We start from the raw sequence: 21,502 nt of genomic DNA on the forward strand, positions 1-21,502 counted from the left end.
GATGAAGAAAATTTTACTATTCATAAGTTTATTTTACGGTTTTTCAAATGCACTCTATTCTCAGGATCAAAATGAGAATGGAGTTGTTTCGTTTTCAATGCCTATAAGAAATTCTTTAAAGTTCAACAGATACTTAATTAACCCTGCGTTTAGTTTTGTTCGAGAAACAAGTGCTTATGCAAGTTTTTATAATAAAAGACAATGGGTACAATTTGATAATGCGCCGCAAACTTATTTGGCGAGTTATTCAGGTCGTTTTAGAGAAAACGAAGCATTTGCTTTTGGTTTATTTCAACAAAATTATGGCTTAATGACTGTTTTTGGCGGAGTTGGAAATTTCGCTCACAACATCGTTTTACAAGAAGACAGCAATTTAACATTTGGTTTGAATGTAGGAGTTTATAAAAGCGGATTAGACAGAGGTAAAATCATTACGGATGATATTGAAGTTTTAAACGGAGAGTATCCTTCAAATACTTTATTAACGGTTAATCCAGGTATTAATTATGGAACCGCTTTTCTAGATTTCGGATTATCGATAAACAACTTAGTGCTTTACAATTTTGGTTCAGGAATGGTAAAGGATGATCCAGAAAGAGCGATACAACTGCACGGAATGTACACGGGTTATTTGGATAGTTTTGGTTTTTTTGACAGAAGTAAATTTTCTGGACTTGTAAAAACAGAGATTAAAAAAGATAAAACAGTTATTTCAGGACTTGCCATGCTTGCTATTCCGCAAGGAGTTTGGGCACAGGCAGGATATAATACTTTATACGGAATTTCGGCTGGTTTAGGTGTTAATATTTCGCCTAGCATTTCTATCGAGTATAACTATGAAAGAGGAATGGGAAATTTCACCAATATGGGAGGTTCTCATGAGTTTGCAATTGCATATAAATTCAAAAGTAAAAATTACTATTACGGTGAAGATGAAGAAGGATCATTAATAGATCCTGCAAAACCAAAACCAGTAATGGCAAAGAAAACTACAAGTGCTCCAGTTACGAGAGTGAGTGGTGCCGAAACAGCTAGATTAGCAGCTGAAGCTAAAGCTGTTGCTGATGCAGAAGCAAAACAAGCAAGACTTGCTGCTGCAGAAAAAGTGAAGGCTGATGCCGAAGCTGCTGCAAAAGCAAAATTAGAAGCAGATAATAAAGCGAAAGCAGATGCTGAAGCTATTAAGATAAAATTAGCAGCCGATGCTAAGGCTAAAGCTGATGCCGCTGCCAGTGCAAGAGCACAAACTGCAACAGCAAATAGAGCAGTTGCCACAACACAAAAAACACAAACACAATTGGCCGCTGATAAAGCCAGAGCCGATGCTGAAGCGCGCAGAATTAAACTAGCCGCAGATAATAAAGCAAGAGTTGATGCAGCTGCGGCAGCGAGAGCACAAGCAATTGCAAATAAACCAGCAGCTGCTAACGCAGCTCCACAAAAAACACAAGCGCAATTAGCTGCTGATAAAGCAAAAGCAGACGCTGAGGCTCTTAAAGTTAAACTTGCGGCGGATGCTAAAGCGAAAACAGATGCCGAAGCATTAAGAATAAAATTAGCTGCAGACAATAAAGCTAAGGCGGATGCTGCAGAAGCAAAACGAAAAGCAGAAGCTAAGGCCAAAGCCGAAGAAGCAGATTTACAATCGATACTAGCTGCGGATGCAAAAGCAAAAGCAGATTCTGATGCATTGCAAGCTAAGTTAGCAGCCGAAGCAAAAGCAAAAGCTGCTGCCGAAGCCAAAACTAAAGCTTCAATTGATGCTGCAAATAAGGCAAAACTTGCGTCAGATGCAAAAGCAAAAGCAGCTGCAGATGCGGCCTTAAAAGAAAAATTAGCTGCCGATGCAAAAGCAAAAGCCGATGCTGAAGCAAGACAAGCATTAATAGCAGCAGAAGCAAAAGCGAAAGCGGATGCAGAAGCTTTAAAAATTAAATTGGCTGCAGATGCCAAAGCTAAAGCAGATGCTGAAGCACAAGCAAAACTTGCCGCAGAAGCAAAAGCGAAAGCCGATGCTGAAGCACTTCAAGCAAAATTAGTAGCCGATGCCAAAGCAAAAGCCGATGCCCAAGCTAAGCTGGCTGCTGAGGCTAAAGCAAAAGCCGATGCAGAAGCATTACAAGCGAAACTGGCAGCTGAAGCTAAAGTGAAAGCTGATGCAGAAGCGGAACAAGCGAGATTGGCAGCAGAAGCTAAAGCAAAAGCCGATATGGCGGCATTACAAGCGAAACTAATTGCAGATGCAAGAGTTAAAGCTGATGCAGAAGCAACCGCGAAAGCAAAGGCAGACGCTGAAGCTAAACAATTACAACAAGCTGAAGAAGCTCGCTTGGCTAAATTAGCTGCAGAAGCAAAAGCGAAAGCCGATGCGGAAGCTCTTAAAGCAAAACAAGCGGCTGAAGAAAAAGCAAAAGCAGATGCACTTCAAGCTAAACTTGCAGCAGATGCGAAAGCTAAAGCGGATGCAGAGGCATTACAGGCGAAACTTGCAGCCGATGCAAAAGCTAAGGCTGATGCAGAAGCACTTCAAGCAAAATTAGCCGCAGACGCTAAAGCGAAAGCAGATGCCGAAGCTCTTAGAGTAAAACAAGCAGCGGAAGAAAAAGCAAAAGCTGATGCAGAAGCTCGCCAAGCAAAACTTGCTGCGGATGCAAAAGCAAAAGCAGATATGGAGGCGGCTCAGGCTAAATTATTAGCAGATGCCAAAGCTAAAGCTGATGCAGAAGCGACTGAAAAAATGAAAGCGGAGGAAGAAACGAGACAGTTAAGATTAGCAGAAGAAGCACGTGAGGCAAAATTACTGGCAGACGCTAAAGCGAAAGCTGATGCAGAAGCGCTTCAGGCAAGATTAGCTGCTGAAGCTGCGGCAAAAGCAGCAGCAACTCCAAAAGACGATACTGCTAAAGCTATTGAAAACTTAACACAGTCGTTAGAAAATTCAAGTAAAGTACAGAAAGATTTATTATCTCAGTTTAATACAACAGTAGCTAATAAACAAAGGGATTTGAATGATTTAAGTGAAAAAGGTATTTATAAAGAGCCAAAACCATTTAAAAGTGTTGCCGCAGAAAATAGTCAGTTAGAGGCCTTAAAAGGACAACTTGCAGATGCGAGCAGAATGCAAAAAGAAGAGATTGCAAAACTGACTAATTTGTATAACGAAAGACTTAAAAAAGTTCCAAATAAAAATGATGCTTTGAATAAAGCTTATTTAGATAAGATAAATGAGTTAAAAGCAGCACAGTTAAAAATGGAGCAAGACAGTGCGGTTCTGCTTTCGAATTTAGAGCGTATTAAGACCGAAACGGAGATTGAGAAAAAACGTAGAATTAAACGTGCAGCATATGAAAACGATCAAGGAAGATATGCACAGGACGTTGCCGCTCTTAAACGTATAAAAGAGACCACAAAATTAAGCAGCACACCATTGAAGGCAAGTGATTTTGATTTTGGAGAAGACCAGTCGAATATGCAGATTATTAAGAATATTAAAAATTCTGATAATGGTTATTATTTAATTATTGCGGTTCATAACAGTGTTGAAAAGAGAGATGAATTCTTAAGAAAAGCCGTAGCGGCTGGACGCACAGATGTTAATTTCTTTTACAATGTTACAACAAGTAAATATTACATCTATTACGATAAGTTCGATGGATTACCGGAAGCAACTAAAGCATTAGAAGCTAAAGGATCTAAACCATACAACGGGAAAATGGCTATCGTAAAAGTGGAGAATTAATAAGAATAAAGAATAAATAGCATTGTTTTACTCTTAGATTTTAAGAGTAAAACAGTATAAATTAAATGTTTTAGAGTACCAATTGTTTTGTTTTTAGACGCCCCTCTAAAAATAGAATGCAAGTGAAACAACAGAATAATTATGAAAAAACCTACTAACCTAAGATTGATTTTATTGGCTTTGATCTTTCTTCAAAGCTGCATTGTAATTTCTCAAAATCTTAAGGGATTTAGCCCAAGATTTGACAGACGATTAAAAGGAGATATGTTGCTGATAGGCAATAATATTTTAAATCGGGATACAGATGAGAGAGACCCAGAGGATGCTTATGATAGAGGAGGGTACAACTCTGATTTTGATATGAGATATATTGATATCGATGGTGATCCTAATACATTCAGTTCTAGCAGTGCAACCTTAAAGATACCTAAACCTGCCTGTTACAAAATAGTTCATGCTGGTTTATACTGGGGAGCCATTTTACAGAGAGACAGTAGAACAGGTATTGAAGATGTAATGCTTAAGCTTCCGAAAGGAGGTTATAATAAAATCAAAGGTGAAATTGTTTATGATGCCGCAGCCGCACCAATTGGAAGTGATAATAACAAAGCATATGCCTGTTACGCTGATATTACCGACCTAGTAGCTGGACAAGCTGATGCACAAGGAGAATATACCGTGGCAAATGTTTTGTCGAGTCAAGGCTCTAATGGCGGTACAGGTTTATCTGCAGGATGGTCCATTTTTATTGTTTATGAAGACCCTACACTGCCGGCAAAGTTTATTACATCATTTGATGGCTTCAGCGGAATTGGAGGGAAAACGACTTTAGATATTCCCGTTTCTGGTTTTAAAACCATTCCTACAGGCCCAGTGCGTGTAAAATTTGCTTTTGCCGCACTAGAAGGTGATCAACCGATTGATGGAGATTATTTGCAAATTAATGGAACAACTATTAGTGCAACAAATGCTTCCAATAATACAATTAGAGCAAAAGACAATTTTTTTAATAGTAGTGTAACTTATGTTGATCCAGCTACCGACAAAACAGAAAACTTTTTTAGTAGGAGGCCTGACAGTAAAAATACGCTGGGGTATGATGCCGGAATTTTAAACATTAATAACCCTGCAACAAAAGAACATCCAGGAGGTATAGTTATAGATAATAATGCAACTTCGGCCAGTATTAGATTAGGAAGTACACAAGATGTTTATTTTTACTATTTTAATGCCTTTGCAGTAGACATTATTGAACCCAATATTGTACTTACCAAAATTGTAAAAAACTCAGCAGGTGCTAATATAGGTGGTCAGAATGTAGTATTAGGCCAGCAGTTAAATTATGAAATTGGTTTTAGAAATACAGGAAATGATGATGCAAAGGGGCTGACAATTAGAGATCAGCTGCCTATTAATATTATCTATAATCACGATGCTGATTTAAACCCGCTGCCTGCCGGAGTAACCGTACAATCATATGATGCAGCTACTAGGAGTATTGTTTTTAAAGTGGATGATTCTGTAGTAAAAGCGAACACATTGCTCGAAAAAACGATAAGTTTTAAAGTTCAAGTTGTTCCAGATTGTAAATCTTTGAGCGAAGCATGTTCTAATAGTATTGATAACTCTGCTTATGCAACTTATAGAGGAACTTTAAATACAGATTTTGTAATTTCTGATGATCCTAGTGTTAATACAAATACAGGGTGTTTATTAACTCCAAAAGCAACTAACTTTTTAATTGGTGTTGATGGATGTAAGTATACTGAAAGTATTATTTTATGTAAAGACGATGTAGACTTAGTAGCGGCTAATGGTTATACTTCATATACCTGGTATAGTGATGAAGCTCGTACAAAACAAATAGGTACTGGACAGATTTTAAATGTGAAGCAGCCAGGAACATATTATGTTTATAACCTTGCAGCAGCGCCATGTAGATCAATTTATCAAGCTTTTACAGTTACAAGATTTGGAAGTAATAATACCAATCCGGTAATTCCTTATGCGAAAGCTCCTTATAAAGGAGAAGTTTTGATTTGTCCAAATGACGGTAAAGAACTTCCTAATCTTTTCTTATGTGGCGCTAATGATTCGCGACCTATTAAAACAAATATTTCAGATGGTTCTACTATCGTTTGGGAAAAATTAGACCTAGCAAGCTGCGCACCTCCAAGTAGTGCAAATTGTGCTAACGAAGGGGATGCTTGTAATTGGAGTAAAGTTGCAGAAGGCCCAGATTATGATGCTAAAATAGCAGGACAGTATAGACTAACATTAAACTATAAAGATGGATGTTTTAATCGTTTTTATTTTAATGTTTTTACCAATGATTTAAATCCTACCGAAAAGCATAAAGATATTATCTGTGGTAAACCAGGTAATATTACAATTGGAGATGTGCCAGCAGGATACGTTTATAGTATTGATGGTATAAATTATAATACGAGTAATAGTTTTGATGTTACCACTGCGGGGCTATATACTATTTATATTAAACAAACAGGTGTAACACAAAACCCTTGTATTTTTACTGTTCCTAATATTCAAATTAGAGAGAGAGATTTTAATGTAAAGGCCGAAGTAACACAACCTTTATGTTATGGAGAGAAAGGTAATATTAGAGTAGCCGTAAATGATGCTAATCCTCAATATTATTATAAACTGTCTAGTAACGGATCAGTATTATACAATGTAGGACCAATTGATGCAGCAGAGTACGAATTTGATAAATTAGCGACTAATCAGGACTATATTTTAGAGATTCTTACAAGTGATGGTTGTACGGACACTAAGAAAATCCATATAGATCAAGTTTGGAATGAGTTCAAAGCAGAAGTAGCTTTAATAGAACCATTAACAGCTTGCAGCGATGGAAAAGTTAAAATTACACCAGAAGGAGGTAACTCACCATATAATTATTTTATAAACAGCGAAACTGATTTTCAAACTGAAAATGAGTTTGTTGTAACTAAGTCAGGTCTTTATACGATTAAAATTGTAGATAAAAACAACTGTACAATAACGAGAACGATCACAGTTCCAGACAATCCAAAACCTACTTATGAGATCGAACATACTAATAGTAATTGTTACGATGGAAGTTCGAAAATTGAAGTAAAATTAATTGGAACTTCGAATGGATATACTATGGGCTATAGTATTAATGATGGAGCAAGTTATCAGTCTAATCCTGTATTTTCTAATTTACAGCCAGGTGTTTATAAGGTTAAGGTTAAGTATAGTATGACATATCCTATACCAGTTTGGCCAAATACTGCAACAAAAGATTGCTTTGATCCTTCGCAAGAAATTACGATTACTGGACCAGCTTCTGCAATATCAGCATCAGCAGGTGTTGCGGCTTTAGCAGGTTGTACATTACCAGATGTTGATGGCATAAAACAAGGAGGTAAATTGCGAATCAATAATGTAGAAGGCGGAACACCAGATTATGAATATAGTTTTGACGGAGGTGCAAATTGGCAGACAAGTAATGAAAAAGATGTTCTGCCAGGTAGTTTTATTCTACAAGTTAAAGATGCTTTAGGCTGTATTTTTGAGATTCCATATCAAATTATTTTAGAACCTAAACCTGATGATCCAACAATTGATGTTGCCGATCCTGTATTTACTTGTGATGGTAAAGCATCTACAACAGTTACAGTTACAAATCCTTCAGATACGAGTTATACGTATGAGTATTATATAAATGGAACAGCGAATACACCTATTACAAATAATGTGTTTACTAACGTTCCAGCAGGAACTCACACGATTACAGTTAAGTATAAAGTAACTAAAGTGCCTACTTACAGTAATTTATTAAGAGAAGATTTTGGAAGAGGACCAGACGTTAAAATTGCAGGAATCCACCCCAATTATTGTTGGGAACGACAAGATGATGTAATAGACTGTAATGTTGGAAATCCTTGGGGACCAATACTTTTAAATGATGGCGAATATGTAGTAACTCAAGGATTACTTCCTGCACATGCACCTGATTTTAGATGGTGGCTGCCAAAAGACAATACTGCGGTTATTAATAGTACACCAAAAATTACAGATGGTAGATTTTTAGCAGTTAATGTGGGCGGTGTCGTACCTCCTGGAGGAGTTTTATACAAAAAAACTATTAATGATGTAATACCAAATCAAGATATAGAGGTTTCACTTTATATGGTTAATTTATTGAGTAAAACAAACAATTTACCTTCACCTAAATTAACGATTCAACTTCAAAAAAATGGAGTGCCAATACCAGGAGCTTTTAAAGATACTCCTGAAATTACTAGAGATGAGCAATGGCACAATAGTACTGATTTAGGAAATGGTCAAGTATTAAAATTAAATCCAGGGGACAATACGTCATTAGACTTTGTTATTTTATCCCATAGTCAAGTAATTCAAGGGAACGATTTAGCAATAGACGATATCTGGGTACGTCAAATTCCAGAAACTTGCGGAGCTGAAAAAGATTATACAGTTATTGTTGACAGTGATAAAGCATTTAAAGTTTCAGAACCAATTATTGACGATGCTAGTTGCAGCGACAAAAATGATGGAAAGATTACAATTACTGTAGAAAATTTTGATACTGTAAATGGTTTTAAATATTCTATAGACGGTGGAGCAAATTGGAGTACAGGTACAAGTTCTCCACTTATTATTTCGTCTTTAGCCGCAGGAAATTATAAAATTATTGTTAAAAATGATGATGCTGGTTTATGTTCTAGCTCTTTTGACAAAACAATTGGAGCTCCTTTGGCTCTTACTGTAGTTGCCAGCATAACAGTTCAGCCAACTTGTATTTTGGGGGCTTCTATATTTGCTAAGGCTGAAGGCGGCACGCCAAATTATAAATACGAGCTTAGAAAAAGCGACGGAACTCTTGTAACTGCTTTTCAAGCATTAGATACATTTACAAATGTTCCAGAGGGAGATTATATAGTGTATATACAAGACGCTAGTGATTGTTCGTCACCAGCTTCAGATCCTGTTTCTGTGGTTCTTCCTGGTAAACCATCAGCATCTCTAGATCCATTATCTGACCTATGTTATGATGCTGTAAACGGTTCAACTTTAATTGTTACAGCAACGGGAGGTAAGGCTCCATACAATTATAGTTTGGATGGTCAGGATAGTCAAACTGAGAATAAATTTACTAATGTTGGATCTGGTACACATACTATTGTGGTAACAGATGCAAACGGATGTGTGGCAGATGCCATTACTGGAATTGTAATAGGTAAGGAATTAAAAGCAGATGCAGAGGTGACAAAATTGTTAGATTGTACAGCAAATCCTGATGCCGAAATTACAGTTACTGCTTATGAGGGAGTTGCTCCATACACGTATGCAGTATCTACAGATGGCGGTACTACCTTTGTTCCAATGACAGGTAATGTTCATAAAGCGGATAAAGCAGGCAGTTATATTTTTAAAGTGACTGATTCTAATGGTTGTTCTGTAGTTACTACTGCAACTACTGTAAATGCTAAATTAACACCAACGGCAACAGCAAGTAGCGAAGACCCTAGTTGTAATAATGATGCAAATGGTCAATTTACGGTTTTCGCAGCTGGTGGTTCGGGCGCTCCATATACTTATAGTTTTAACGGAAGTACAACTTTTGGTTCAGATGCAACGATTAAAGGCTTAGATGCTTTCACAGCGACAGCTCAGACTAAAGATTATACTTATCAGGTAAAAGACAGTAAAGGTTGTCTTTCACCAGTTTATACAATTACTTTAAATAATCCAACAAAAGTAGTTGCTTCAGCTGCTTTTGATCCTAATACAACGTGTAGTACAACAACTTTGGTTACCATAACAGGTAACGGAGGTTCTGGACTTTATACCTACAATTTTGACGGAAGTATAAATTATTCTACAGAAAATACTTTATTAGTTACAAATAAAAAAGTGGAACAGGATATCACTTATTCTGTAAAAGATTCTAAAGGATGTATTGATACTAAAACTATTAAGATACCAGCGTTTAACCCGCCAACGGCACTTAGTTTTTCAACGCCTGACGCAGTAACATGTAATATTACAACAACTAGTATTACTGTAACAACAGTTAATGGTGTTGCACCATATACATACGAAATTACAGCTGGTCCTGTAACAGGAACCCCTAATACCGATGGAGTATTTACAGGATTATTGCCAGGAAATTATTCATTCAAAGTAACAGATGCTAATGGTTGTACCGCAGTAGGTTCAACTGTTATCGATGGAGCTGCGACAATTTCGGTTTCGGGTTCAAAAACAGATGAAGTTTGTTTTGGAGACAGTAATGGTACAGCAACTTTTACAGTTGCTGGAGCAAGCAGTACAGGTAATTTTGATTATACTTTAACACCACCTTCTGCTACAGTTACTGTAACAGGTGATGATGTTAAGGTTACAGGATTAACAGCAGGAAAATATACGTTATCAGTAAAAGATAAGACAACAGGATGTACATCAAATACTGCTGAGGTTACTATTGTAGCAGCAACAAAAATTGTTTTCTCGGTTGCTGGATCAAAAATTAGTTGTGATAACAAAATTACAACACTTACTATAACAGGTTTAGGAGGCGGAAGCCCTGGCTATTCTTATGCTTATGCGGCAAGTCCGTCAACAGGACCAACTACAGGTTATGGCTCTAGTTTGGATGTTGATACGAATGCTTTAAGCACAAAAATTGATGTTTATGTTAAAGATACCAAGGATTGTTTTGCAATGGAAACAGTTGATATTTTAACAGAAGATTTACCAGAAATTGACCCAATTCCGGCACAATGTTATACAGGTACACCTGTTGTTGTCAAGATTACAGGAAGATTTTCAGGAACACCAAGTTTTAGTAAAGATGGTATTTTTTATGGACCATCGGATACTTTTAACTTGACTCCAGGAATATATAAATTATACGTAAAAGACGGTTTTGGCTGTCCTGCTTCTATCGATTATATCGTTCCAGAGAAATTAACAATTACTCCAACAGTAGTGCCAGATATTACTTGTACTACAGATACAAAAATTAGTTTATCTTCTACTGGAGGAATAGGTACTCATACTTACGCCGTTTCAACTGACGGAGGGACTACTTATACAACAGTTACAAGTCCATATACAGCTACTGCAGCTGGGACCTATAGATTTAGAGTTAATGATAGTGCAAACCCAGTTTGTTATGCATATACAGCAGATATTCCAGTAACACTTAAATCAACTGTTTTAACACTTAATACAGGTCATACAGATGTAAAATGCTACAATGGTTCTACTGGAAGTATTTTAGTTACGCCAACTTCAGGAAAAGCACCATTTACATACTCTATAAAAAGAGTTGGAACACCAGCTACAGAATATACAACAAATAATCCTTCAGGTTTAATTGAAGGAACTTATGATATTGTGGTTAAAGATGCGTTAGGATGTGAAGGTACAGCGCAAGAGATTATCATACAGCCGACAGAACTAAAAGCTGACGCGAAGATTGATGCCTTTACTTGTAACACATCAAATACTATAGAACCTAAAGATGTTACTATAACGGCAATTGGAGGAACCTTGCCTTATTCTTATAGTTTTAACGGAGGTTCTTATAGTTCTACTGGTAATACTTTAGAGGTATCAGATAATGGAAAGGTTCAAACAATTACGTATTCTGTGAAGGATGGAAATGGTTGTGAAGTTGGTGGAACATTAACTGTAAATCCTCTTGTTTCTATCGAAATTGAAAAAGTTGAGGTTACACCTATCTACTGCCAACCTAGCACAAGTCAAAAAAGTACAGCTACAATTACTTTAGTTAATAATGGTGTTACAGCAACTTTATATGAAATTATTTCTGGACAAACCAATACTACAGGTGCGATAACTGGAATTTTCGATGGACTAGATTCAGGTAATTATACTTTTAGAGCAACATCGGCTAATGGCTGTTATGATGATTTCTTTGTGAATATTCCTCCACTAGTTTCAATTACGGCAGTGGCAACTAAACTGAATGATGTTTATTGCTTAACTACTCCAAAAGAAAAATCAGGAAACATTAGATACGATGTAGGAAATTTTGTAAGTACTTATAGCTACTCAGTAAATGGAGCGGCACCTATTGAAAATCAGAACTTATCTACATTTACATTGTCTAATCTTGGAGCAGGAATATATGATGTAGAATTTACAGATGAAACTACAAAATGTACAGTTACAAGATCAATTACAATTAACGAGCCAACAGACCCTTTAGATTTAATTTTAGATTCTAATGTAAATGCAAATTGCGGAAAAGCAACTTCAAAAGTGACTGTTCATGCTACAGGAGGAACACTAGATTATAAATATGCATTCAAACCTAATAATGTAACTCCAGCAGATACTGACTTTAAAACAGCCGCAAGTGCTGATTTGAACCCTGCGACTCCAGATTGGGATGTTTGGGTAAAAGATGGTAATGACTGTACTTATAAAATAGATGTACCAATTGCAGTAGACAGCGCACCAGTTGTTTCAGCATCAGTTACAAATCAATGTGGTGTTTCAGGAAATAACTTCAAAATTGTAGCCTCTACAACAGGAGGTGTTGCACCATACACTTATACGATTAATACAGGTGTTGCACCAAGTCCGTCAGATACATTTACGGTTGGTGCAGGAACATATACAATTACGGTTAAAGATGCTAACGGATGTCCAGCAACGACAGTAGTTACCGTTTATGATGCCTTAGTTGTCGATGCAGAATTAACTAAAGAACTTACATGTCCGGCATCTGGTACTACTGATGCAAATATCAGAGTTACAGTTGTAACAGGAGGAAAAGCTGATTTCAGTTATAAAGTAAAAATAAATGGTGGTTCTTACCCAGCTACAGGAACAGACTTTACGGGAACGTTTTTTGATTACCCAGTAACAGCAGCGGGTACATATCAGTTCGAAATTACAGATAAAAATAACTGTAGTAAAGAAACAGTTGTAGTTGACGTTAAAGATCCTGAGTTAGTAACTGCAAGTGCAGCAGTTGTTCACCCAACTTGTAATTATGACAAAGATGGATCAGTAAGACTTGAAGCGACAGCAGGAGAGGGACCATTTACATTTAGTTTTAATGGTAACCCTTTTGGTGATAAATTTTTCTTCGGAGGCTTAGCAGCTGGACCTTATCCTTACATAGTACGAGACAGCAAAGGTTGTGAGGTTACGGGTACTGCAAATGTAGTAGCTCCGGATCCAATTGTGTTATACACATTTGCGCACGGAATTACATGTAATAGTACACAACCTGGAAGTATGGATGTAAAACTTGAAACAACTTCTGGTGGTACTGCGCCATTTACATTCTATTTGTATGATAATACAATGACAGTAAAAGCGACTCATATTGCTAGTACAAGAGCAGATGCACTTTTGATACATAATTTCCCTGGATTAGATTTTGGCGACTATTTTGTAAATGTAGTAGATGTAAATGGATGTAAGATTGAAAGTGCTGCCATAAGAATTGCACCGCCTCCTTATTTAGATTTTAGTGCGCAAACGGTTGGTGCAACTTGTGATGATGGGATTTCTGTTAAATTAGAGCTAACTGGTCTTTCAGGTGTTCCAAATTTCATATATTCTATCTACGGAATAGGTACTAGTTCTGGTTCTATACCAGACAGAGAATATACTTTTGACAAATTAGAACAAAACACTACATATACTTTTATGGTAGTAGATGCAAATGGTTGTCCTTCTTATTATGACTATAAAACACCTAAGATTTCAGACATTACTGCAGATGTTACTCCAAAAAATGTAACTTGTTTTAATGCGGCTAATGGTGAATTAAGTTTTGAAGTAAAAGATGTAGGAATAGGAACTACTCGACTTGATTATGAGGTAAGAGATAATCTAACCAATTCGCCAATTGCAAATCCTAAATCTGGATTTATAGATTTAACTACAACTACGGCTCCATATACCGGAACAATTACAGGTTTGGAACCAGGTAATTATATACTTTATGTAAAAGAATTTGGTGGAACTAAATGTTCAACAACTACCCCATTCCAAATTAAACAACCAGCTTCTGCACTTAAAGCTACAGTTAAGAATGTTGTACCTGCAAATTGCAATGACGGTGCATTTGTAACAGTAATTGCAGGTGGAGGTACAGGACCGTATACTTATGGTTTTTATGATCCTGCTGTAGCCTCAGCTCCAGTTTCGTTCGGAGATGATAATGTGTTGGAGATCCCTTTCACAGCTACATTTTGGAAGATCGTAGTAAAAGATGCGCAAGGATGTCCGTTCGAGATTGGTCAGATTATAGCTAAAGACCCTAGTCCGATAATTGCTTTATCAGTAGCTAACAAATGTGTTGTTGAAGACAATTTTCAAATAGTGGTTAACTTAACTACTGCAGGAGTAGCTCCATATGCTATCAAGATTGATAATGGTCTTTTTGTAGATTATACAGGAACTTTCCCTGCTACATTATCAGGTTTCCATTCAGGAAGTCATAAAATTACAATCAAAGACAAAAATGATTGCGAAAACGAGCAGACTATTAATATAGATACCCCTCTTAAAATTGTGCCAACTCCAACTGCTCTTCCTGACTGTGGTGTTAGCAACGGAGAGATATCATTTGTTGCGACAGGTGGTTCAGGTAATTATGGTTATAGTATTAGCCCGGCTAGCCCGAGCATTATAATAGATGCTATTAATAAGACAATTAAAGGTCTTAAGGAAGATATTCCGTATACTTTAACGTTGAGTGATAATACCAATACAGGTTGTTTTACTACTGCAGAATTTAAATTAGAAAAAGGAACAGCTGTTACTTTTGATGCCGTAGTTACCAATGCACTTTGTAAAGGTGATGCGAACGGAACGATTACAGTAAACTTGTTACCAGGTAACAATGATCCAGCCTATACATATGCTATTTCATTAGTATCAGGTTTACCATTACCAGTAGGAATTGTACAGAATGACAATGTATTTTCTAATCTTCCAAAAGAGAATTATAGAATTACAGTTACTTCTAAGAGATTATGTTCTCTGTTTAAAGATTATCAGGTTGATGAACCAGCGGATGATTTAAAGGTTGGTCATACTGTTGTAGATTTTGGATGTACGTCAGGTAATAACCCTTATGAGGCTTCAGTAACAGTTCAGGGTACTGGAGGAACAACTACAGCTACTAGTCCATATCAATACAATTTTGATGGAGGATCAACGTATTACGATGTTAATAAAGTGATTATTCCAAATGATGGAAATTCTCATACAGTAGATTATTATGTAATCGATGCTAATGGTTGTAAAGCAAATGGTACCGTAACTGTTGCTCCTTTCAAGCAATTAACGGGTATTGATTTTAGTCCATCTGACCCAACTTGTCCAACAGAATTAACAGACGTTACGCTAACGGCAGTTGGAGGTTATGCAATTGATAAATATGAAATAATTTCTCCAATATCACGTGACAATTTAGCTTCACCTGTATTTACTGGTTTAGCTGCAGGTACTTATACGTTCAGAATAACAGATGCTAGAGGATGTTCTATAGAAAGACCATACAAAGTTGAGAATTTAACGAAAATTAATGTCTTTAAAACCTCATCGACAAATGTAAGTTGTAATACAGCAAACGGAACGAATAATAACGGAACAGCAACTTTCACAGTATCTGATTTCAGTACATCTGGTAACTATGATATTGCAGTAGCAAGCACCCCGCTTGCATTACCATTTGATCTTCCAACAGTTGCAAATGATATTATTACAGTAACGGGTCTTAGAGAAGGAACTTATACAGTAACAGTAACAGATAAAAAAACAAATTGTTCTAAAACTGCAGATGTTGTAATTTCTATGCCGGCTCCAATTGTATTTGATGCTGCAGGAACTAAGGTATTTTGTGACAGATCAGAAACTGACATAACAATCGCAAATGTGGTAGGCGGAAATGGAAATTATACTTATGCTGTAGTAGTAAAAAATGCTACAATGCCAGCTCTAACAGCATTTGTAGGCGCAGCTGTAATAAAAGTAAATACAGCTTTAACCAATTTAGATTGGGATGTTTATGTAGCAGACAGCAAAGGATGTTTTGCTAAGAAAACCATATCAATCACTCATGATGCAGCGCCAATTTTAATAGCGCCGGTACAGCAGTGTTTTGTTAGCAGTTTTACGGTAGATTTGAATATTCCAGCTATTTCTACAACTTACAATGGAGTAAAATATTTTACAGTAAACGGATTACCAATAAATGGTTCTATAGCAACATTTGCTACTGAAGGAACTTACAAAATTGGTTTAAAAGATGATAATAACTGTGAAGCTTTTGTAGATTATATTGTCGAGAAGCAATTAATTGCAACTGCAGATGTAAGTAAAGACTTATATTGTACAGGTACTGTAGATGCAACAATTGATGTTAAGATTTCAGGAGGAAAGGGTACTTATACGTATCAAATGTATTTTAACAGTGCGCCATCTGGTTTACCGCAGAGTGCAACAGGTAATTTTACAGTATCAGTTCCTAATTTTGGAGATTATTATTTTGTAATTACAGATAGCAATTCACCAGCTTGTTCTGTAACAACAAATACTGTAAAAGTAAATGATCCGCTAACTGCAACACCAAGCGGTATCGAAAAGCATATTGATTTAAAATGTGCTGACGATACAAATGGCAGTTTGACTATCACACCTTCTGGTGGGTTAGCACCTTACACGTTTGTGCTTACAGGGGCGCCTGGAAATACAACAGGAGACATTTCAGGTACTTATACTGGGTTAGAAGCAGGTACGTATTCTGTAGTGGTGACAGATAAAAAAGGATGTGTTTCTGCATCTATACCAGTTACGATTATTGAACCGGTAAAACTTTGGGCTGATCATGCGCTTTCGCCAAATACATCTTGTAGTGTAGAGACTATTATTACGGTAACAGGTCACGATGGTACACCAATAACCCCAGGAAAATACTATTATAACTTTAATGGTCGTGGTTATGACACAACCGATACATTTACAGTTTATGATAATAATGATGGTTTACCACAAACAGTTACTTATACAGTAAAAGACGCAAATGATTGCGAAACAGCCGTTCAAAGTGTAGTTGTTAACGCATTAAACAAACCAAACGGTCTAACATTTACGCCAACAGCAATTACATGTGCACCTGGAAAAGATGTTAGCGATGTAACGGTTAAGGCGACAAATGGTGTAGGAGAATTAACTTTTGAAATTATTGAATTCAATGGCGCAGCACCTGTGCCGGCATATTTGCCAATTAAAGTTTTAGATAACACAGTTTCGGCAACTTTCACAGGATTAGCTGTTGGTAATTATAAGTTTAGAGTTACGGATAGTAATAGATGTTCGTTTGAAGAAGTGATGACGGTGCATGATGTGACCAAAATTTTGGCAGCGCATACAGTTTTAACTGATATGTCTTGTAATACCACAAATGACGGAAAAGTAACTTTTGAAGTTTCTAATTTCGCTGGAAATTACACCTACACTATTACAAAAGACGGAACTGTTATTGATGGGCCAACTTCGACTAATGCAGCTACTATTCCTTTAACAAACTTAGGTTTCGGTAAATTTGAAATTAGTGTTGTTGACGACATTACAACTTGCCCTGCAGTTCATGCTGTAACGGTAAAACAACCAAGTATTGTTGAAGTAGATGTAACAGGTAACATTAATGCAAATTGTGGTGCCGATGCAAAAGTTACCGTTTTAGGAAAAGGAGGAAGTGGAAATTATACTTATTCATTTGTTCCATTTAGTCCTACAGCGACACCAGGTACATTTGATCGCAGCAATACTGCAATATTAGACCCATTGACACCATCTTGGTATGTATATGCAAAAGATGATAACGGTTGTCTTTCTTTACCATTAAAGATAGATATCACAACAGATCCTTTACCTGCTGGATTTACAGCTACTGTTACATCACATTGTGCTGATAGTAATGGTAATTACGAGATTGTTGTTACTGAAGGAACAGGTATGAAACCTTTCGAATATAGTATCGGAAACGGATTCCAGCCTGGCACTTCATTTACGGTGAAGGTTGCTAAAGAATACAATCTAATAGTTAGAGATAAATTTGGTTGTGAATTTGAATTTAAGGCAATTGCGACTATTTTGCAGCCATTAGATGTAAGCGGTCTTGTTACTCAAGTATATCCAAGTTGTAAAGAAGGAGATGGAATCGTTAGTGTTACAACAACCGGTGGTACAGGTACTTATACTTATACAATCGATGGTGTAGCGGTGACAGCTCCAGTTACAGCTCCTATGGTGTTTGATAAACTTTCATCAGGCCCACATATCATAATTGTAAATGATGGAAATTGTACAGACGAACTTAAATTTGAGTTAGAAAAAGCAACTCCTATTACAAAGTTTGATGCAAAAACAACTCCGGTATCTTGTGATGGCGGAAGTGACGGAACAATTACGGCAAGTTTAGAACCAATAAGTGCTGGAATAAACGATAATCCGAAGTATATGTACAGCATAGACGGAGGAACGCCTCAAGAAAGTCCATACTTTACAGGATTAACTGCAGGAGATTATTTGGTTAAAGTGGTTTCTGAGAGAGGATGTTCAGATGAAAAAACGGTTACAGTTGGTAAACCGGATCCAATTATAGTTCCAGCTCTTAATGTTACTGTAGTTCCTTATGCTTGTCTTACAGGAAACACGAGCAATTTTGCTACAATTACCGTTACTGGTGTGACAGGCGGTACAGGAGCTTATACTTATGAGTTTATTAAAGATGGAACACAAGTTTATAAAGGTCTTAGAAATGTGTATACATTGACAGATTACTTAGGAGGTGCATTTGTAATAAATGTTTACGACCGAAATGGTTGTGTAGGTTCAGCGACTGGAATTTTTAATGTTGAACCGTTCATTCGTCTAGATGAAGTATCGGTAAGAGTAGATAAAGCAATCACTTGCCCAGATAAGGAAGATATAACAGCTATAGTGGTAACTACAGGAGGAACACCTGGGGTACCAGTAGTTTTAAACTACTCTATTGCTTATTCTTCTGGAGCGGTGGTTCTGGGTAATCCAGCAAATAATTCAGGTACTTTTACAGGATTAGGTATAGGCGAATATATTATTACAGTAGTAAACCCTAGTACTGGTTGTACAATTCAAGCAGTTCATCGTGTGTATGATCCTAATACATTTGAGATTAAAGCAACACCAATTGTTTCAGAAGTGTGTTATGGTACTTCAGATGGCAGTGTAGATTTAACTTTTGTAGATCGTCAATTGGTTCCAAGTAACGAGGCAGGTATTTTTGATTATGTCATTACGGGTCCAATTCCAAGTTCAGGAACATCAACAGATGCTGGTCCGCTTAGTATTTCGGGATTAAAAGCAGGTCAATATACTGTTACGGCTACGTTAAAAGGTAAACCTTTCTGTACAGTCGAAACTATTTTCTCAATAGGTCAGCCTAGCGCAGCTCTTAAAGTAACATTGAGAAAATCAGAGATTACTTGTGCTGCAGGTAATAAAGATGGTGTTATCTATGCTTCTGCAGAAGGAGGATGGGATAATAATTACGAATACCAATTGTTGTTAAACGGAGCAGTATTAGTAGATTACTCTAGTCAATCTGAGTTTCCAAATTTAGGTGTGGGTAACTATACTGTAAATGTGAGAGATGGTAAAGGATGTATTGATACAGCAGTCGAGGTATTAAAAATTCCAGACCCAATAGTAGTTACTGCTGCAGCAAATGCATCTGTATTGTCTTGTTTCGGAGATAGATCAGGTATTATTACTGTAGATCTTCCAACAGGAGGACAAGGAAGTAATTATATGTACACTTTAAATATGCTTTCAGTAACACCAGTTATTTCATCTGGTCCGCAGAGAGACCCAATTTTCACAGGGCTGCCTGCTGGAACGTATAGCATAACAGTTACAGACGGATATAATTGTGCTGCAACATCTGCGAATGTAGTTATCGCAGAGCCAACAGAGATTAAACCTAGTTTAGTGCTGGCATCATCGCAAACTTGCGATACGCAGTCAACACTTACATTAAGTGCAGTGGGAGGAAATCCACCATATACTTACAGTGCTGATAGAGGTTTTGCAACAAGTACACCATTTACATCTTCTGTTACTTTCTCAGTACCGGTTGGTAAATACCAATACTATGTAAAAGATGCTAATGGTTGTATCGCTGCGATTTCTGATGAAATTAAAATTGATGCTTTAGAGCCGTTAACCTTAGATTTAGATATTAGCAATGCAGTAATTAAATGTATGGGCGAAGCAACGGGAGTTATCGTTGCAGAAGCAAAAGGTGGTTTAGGAAACTATGTATATAGTTTAGAAAACACTGCAGGTGTAGAAATCATGCCTGGTCAGCCAAGCGGAAGATTTGAAAACCTTGCTACAGGAGTTTATGTTGTAAAAGTGGTAAGTGCTGATTGTGACGCTGTGTTAAAAACAGTTGACATTAAAGAACCTGCAACCGCTATTCAAGCAACATTTACACCAACACCAGTTTCTTGTTTTGGAGAGAAAAACGGTAAAATAGTGGTTACAGCTAGTGGCGGTACAGGTACAATTAAGTATGCTATTTCACCAGATTTGAACCAGTTTGATTTTACGAATACATTCGAAAAATTAGCAGCAGGTAAATACACTGTAATTGCACAAGATCAAAACGGTTGTTATATTGTTGAAGAAGTTGAGGTTAAACAACCAAATCCTTTAATTGCGGCTGAAGTAGCTGGTTCTATGATTCCAGAGATTTGCGCTGGTGATAAAGATGGAGAGTTCAAAATTGAGATTAAAGGCGGAACAGCTCCGTATACTGAAAGTCTTGATAATGAAAAAGGAATTTTCAATTTGGTAACTGGAAATATCAAAGAGTACATTGGTCTAACCGGAGGTAAACATATAGTGTATATTAAAGATGCTAACGGATGTACAGCTTTGGTAGAAATTAATATGCCATTGCCAGTAACTCTTGACCCAATTACTGAGGTATCTTACCACTGTGTCAACAATGCACAAGCAAACATGGTAGTTGTAAAAATTGATGACAGCAATGATATTGCCGATGTGATTTACGCTCTTGATGGTGGTGCAGTTCAGGTAAGTAACGTTTTCACAAATGTTTCTCCAGGGACTCACACAATTACAGTAAGACATATAAATGGATGTGAAAAGCAAACAGCAAGTTTCGAGATTGTATCATATGAGCCTTTAGCATTAACATTAGCCGAAGACAAAGGAGTATGGAACATCATTAAAGCAACTGCAACTGGTGGTGGAGGTGATTACGAATACAGTATCGATGGCGTAAACTTTAGTACTAAAAATGAGTTCAAAATTTACAAAACAGGTACTTACACCATAACCGTAAGAGATAAAAATGGCTGTACAGTTTCTCAAGATTACTACATTAAGTATATTGATGTTTGTCTCGACAATTACTTTACACCAAACGGAGACGGCGTTTACGACACTTGGGGACCTGGATGTACTAATATCTATGACAAACTGGAGTTCTCAATATTTGACAGATACGGTCGTATAATTGCTAAATATCACTATGGTCAAAAATGGGATGGTAGATACAACGGTGCTGAATTACCATCTGGTGATTACTGGTATGTTCTTAAACTAAATGACGAGAATGATGCAAGAGAGTTTGTTGGACATTTCACTTTATACAGATAACAAAATAAATGCCCCCTA

At 36.8% G+C, this 21,502-nt stretch carries 2 protein-coding genes; both read left to right on the forward strand.

Annotated features, from left to right (window positions below; all coding sequences use genetic code 11):
* The first annotated feature begins 1 nt into the window (after position 1).
* Positions 2-3,739 carry a PorP/SprF family type IX secretion system membrane protein gene (locus tag ACHRVL_RS03460; RefSeq protein ID WP_395410334.1) on the forward strand — a complete coding sequence of 1,246 codons (3,738 nt, stop codon included), beginning with the start codon at positions 2-4 and terminating at the stop codon, positions 3,737-3,739.
* 141 nt (positions 3,740-3,880) lie between these two features.
* Positions 3,881-21,484, forward strand: a complete 17,604-nt coding sequence (locus ACHRVL_RS03465; protein ID WP_395410336.1) for a T9SS type B sorting domain-containing protein — start codon at positions 3,881-3,883, stop codon at positions 21,482-21,484.
* The last annotated feature ends 18 nt before the right edge of the window (positions 21,485-21,502 follow it).

The sequence above is a fragment of the Flavobacterium sp. FlaQc-28 genome (genome assembly GCF_044007415.1).
Lineage (GTDB): Bacteria > Bacteroidota > Bacteroidia > Flavobacteriales > Flavobacteriaceae > Flavobacterium.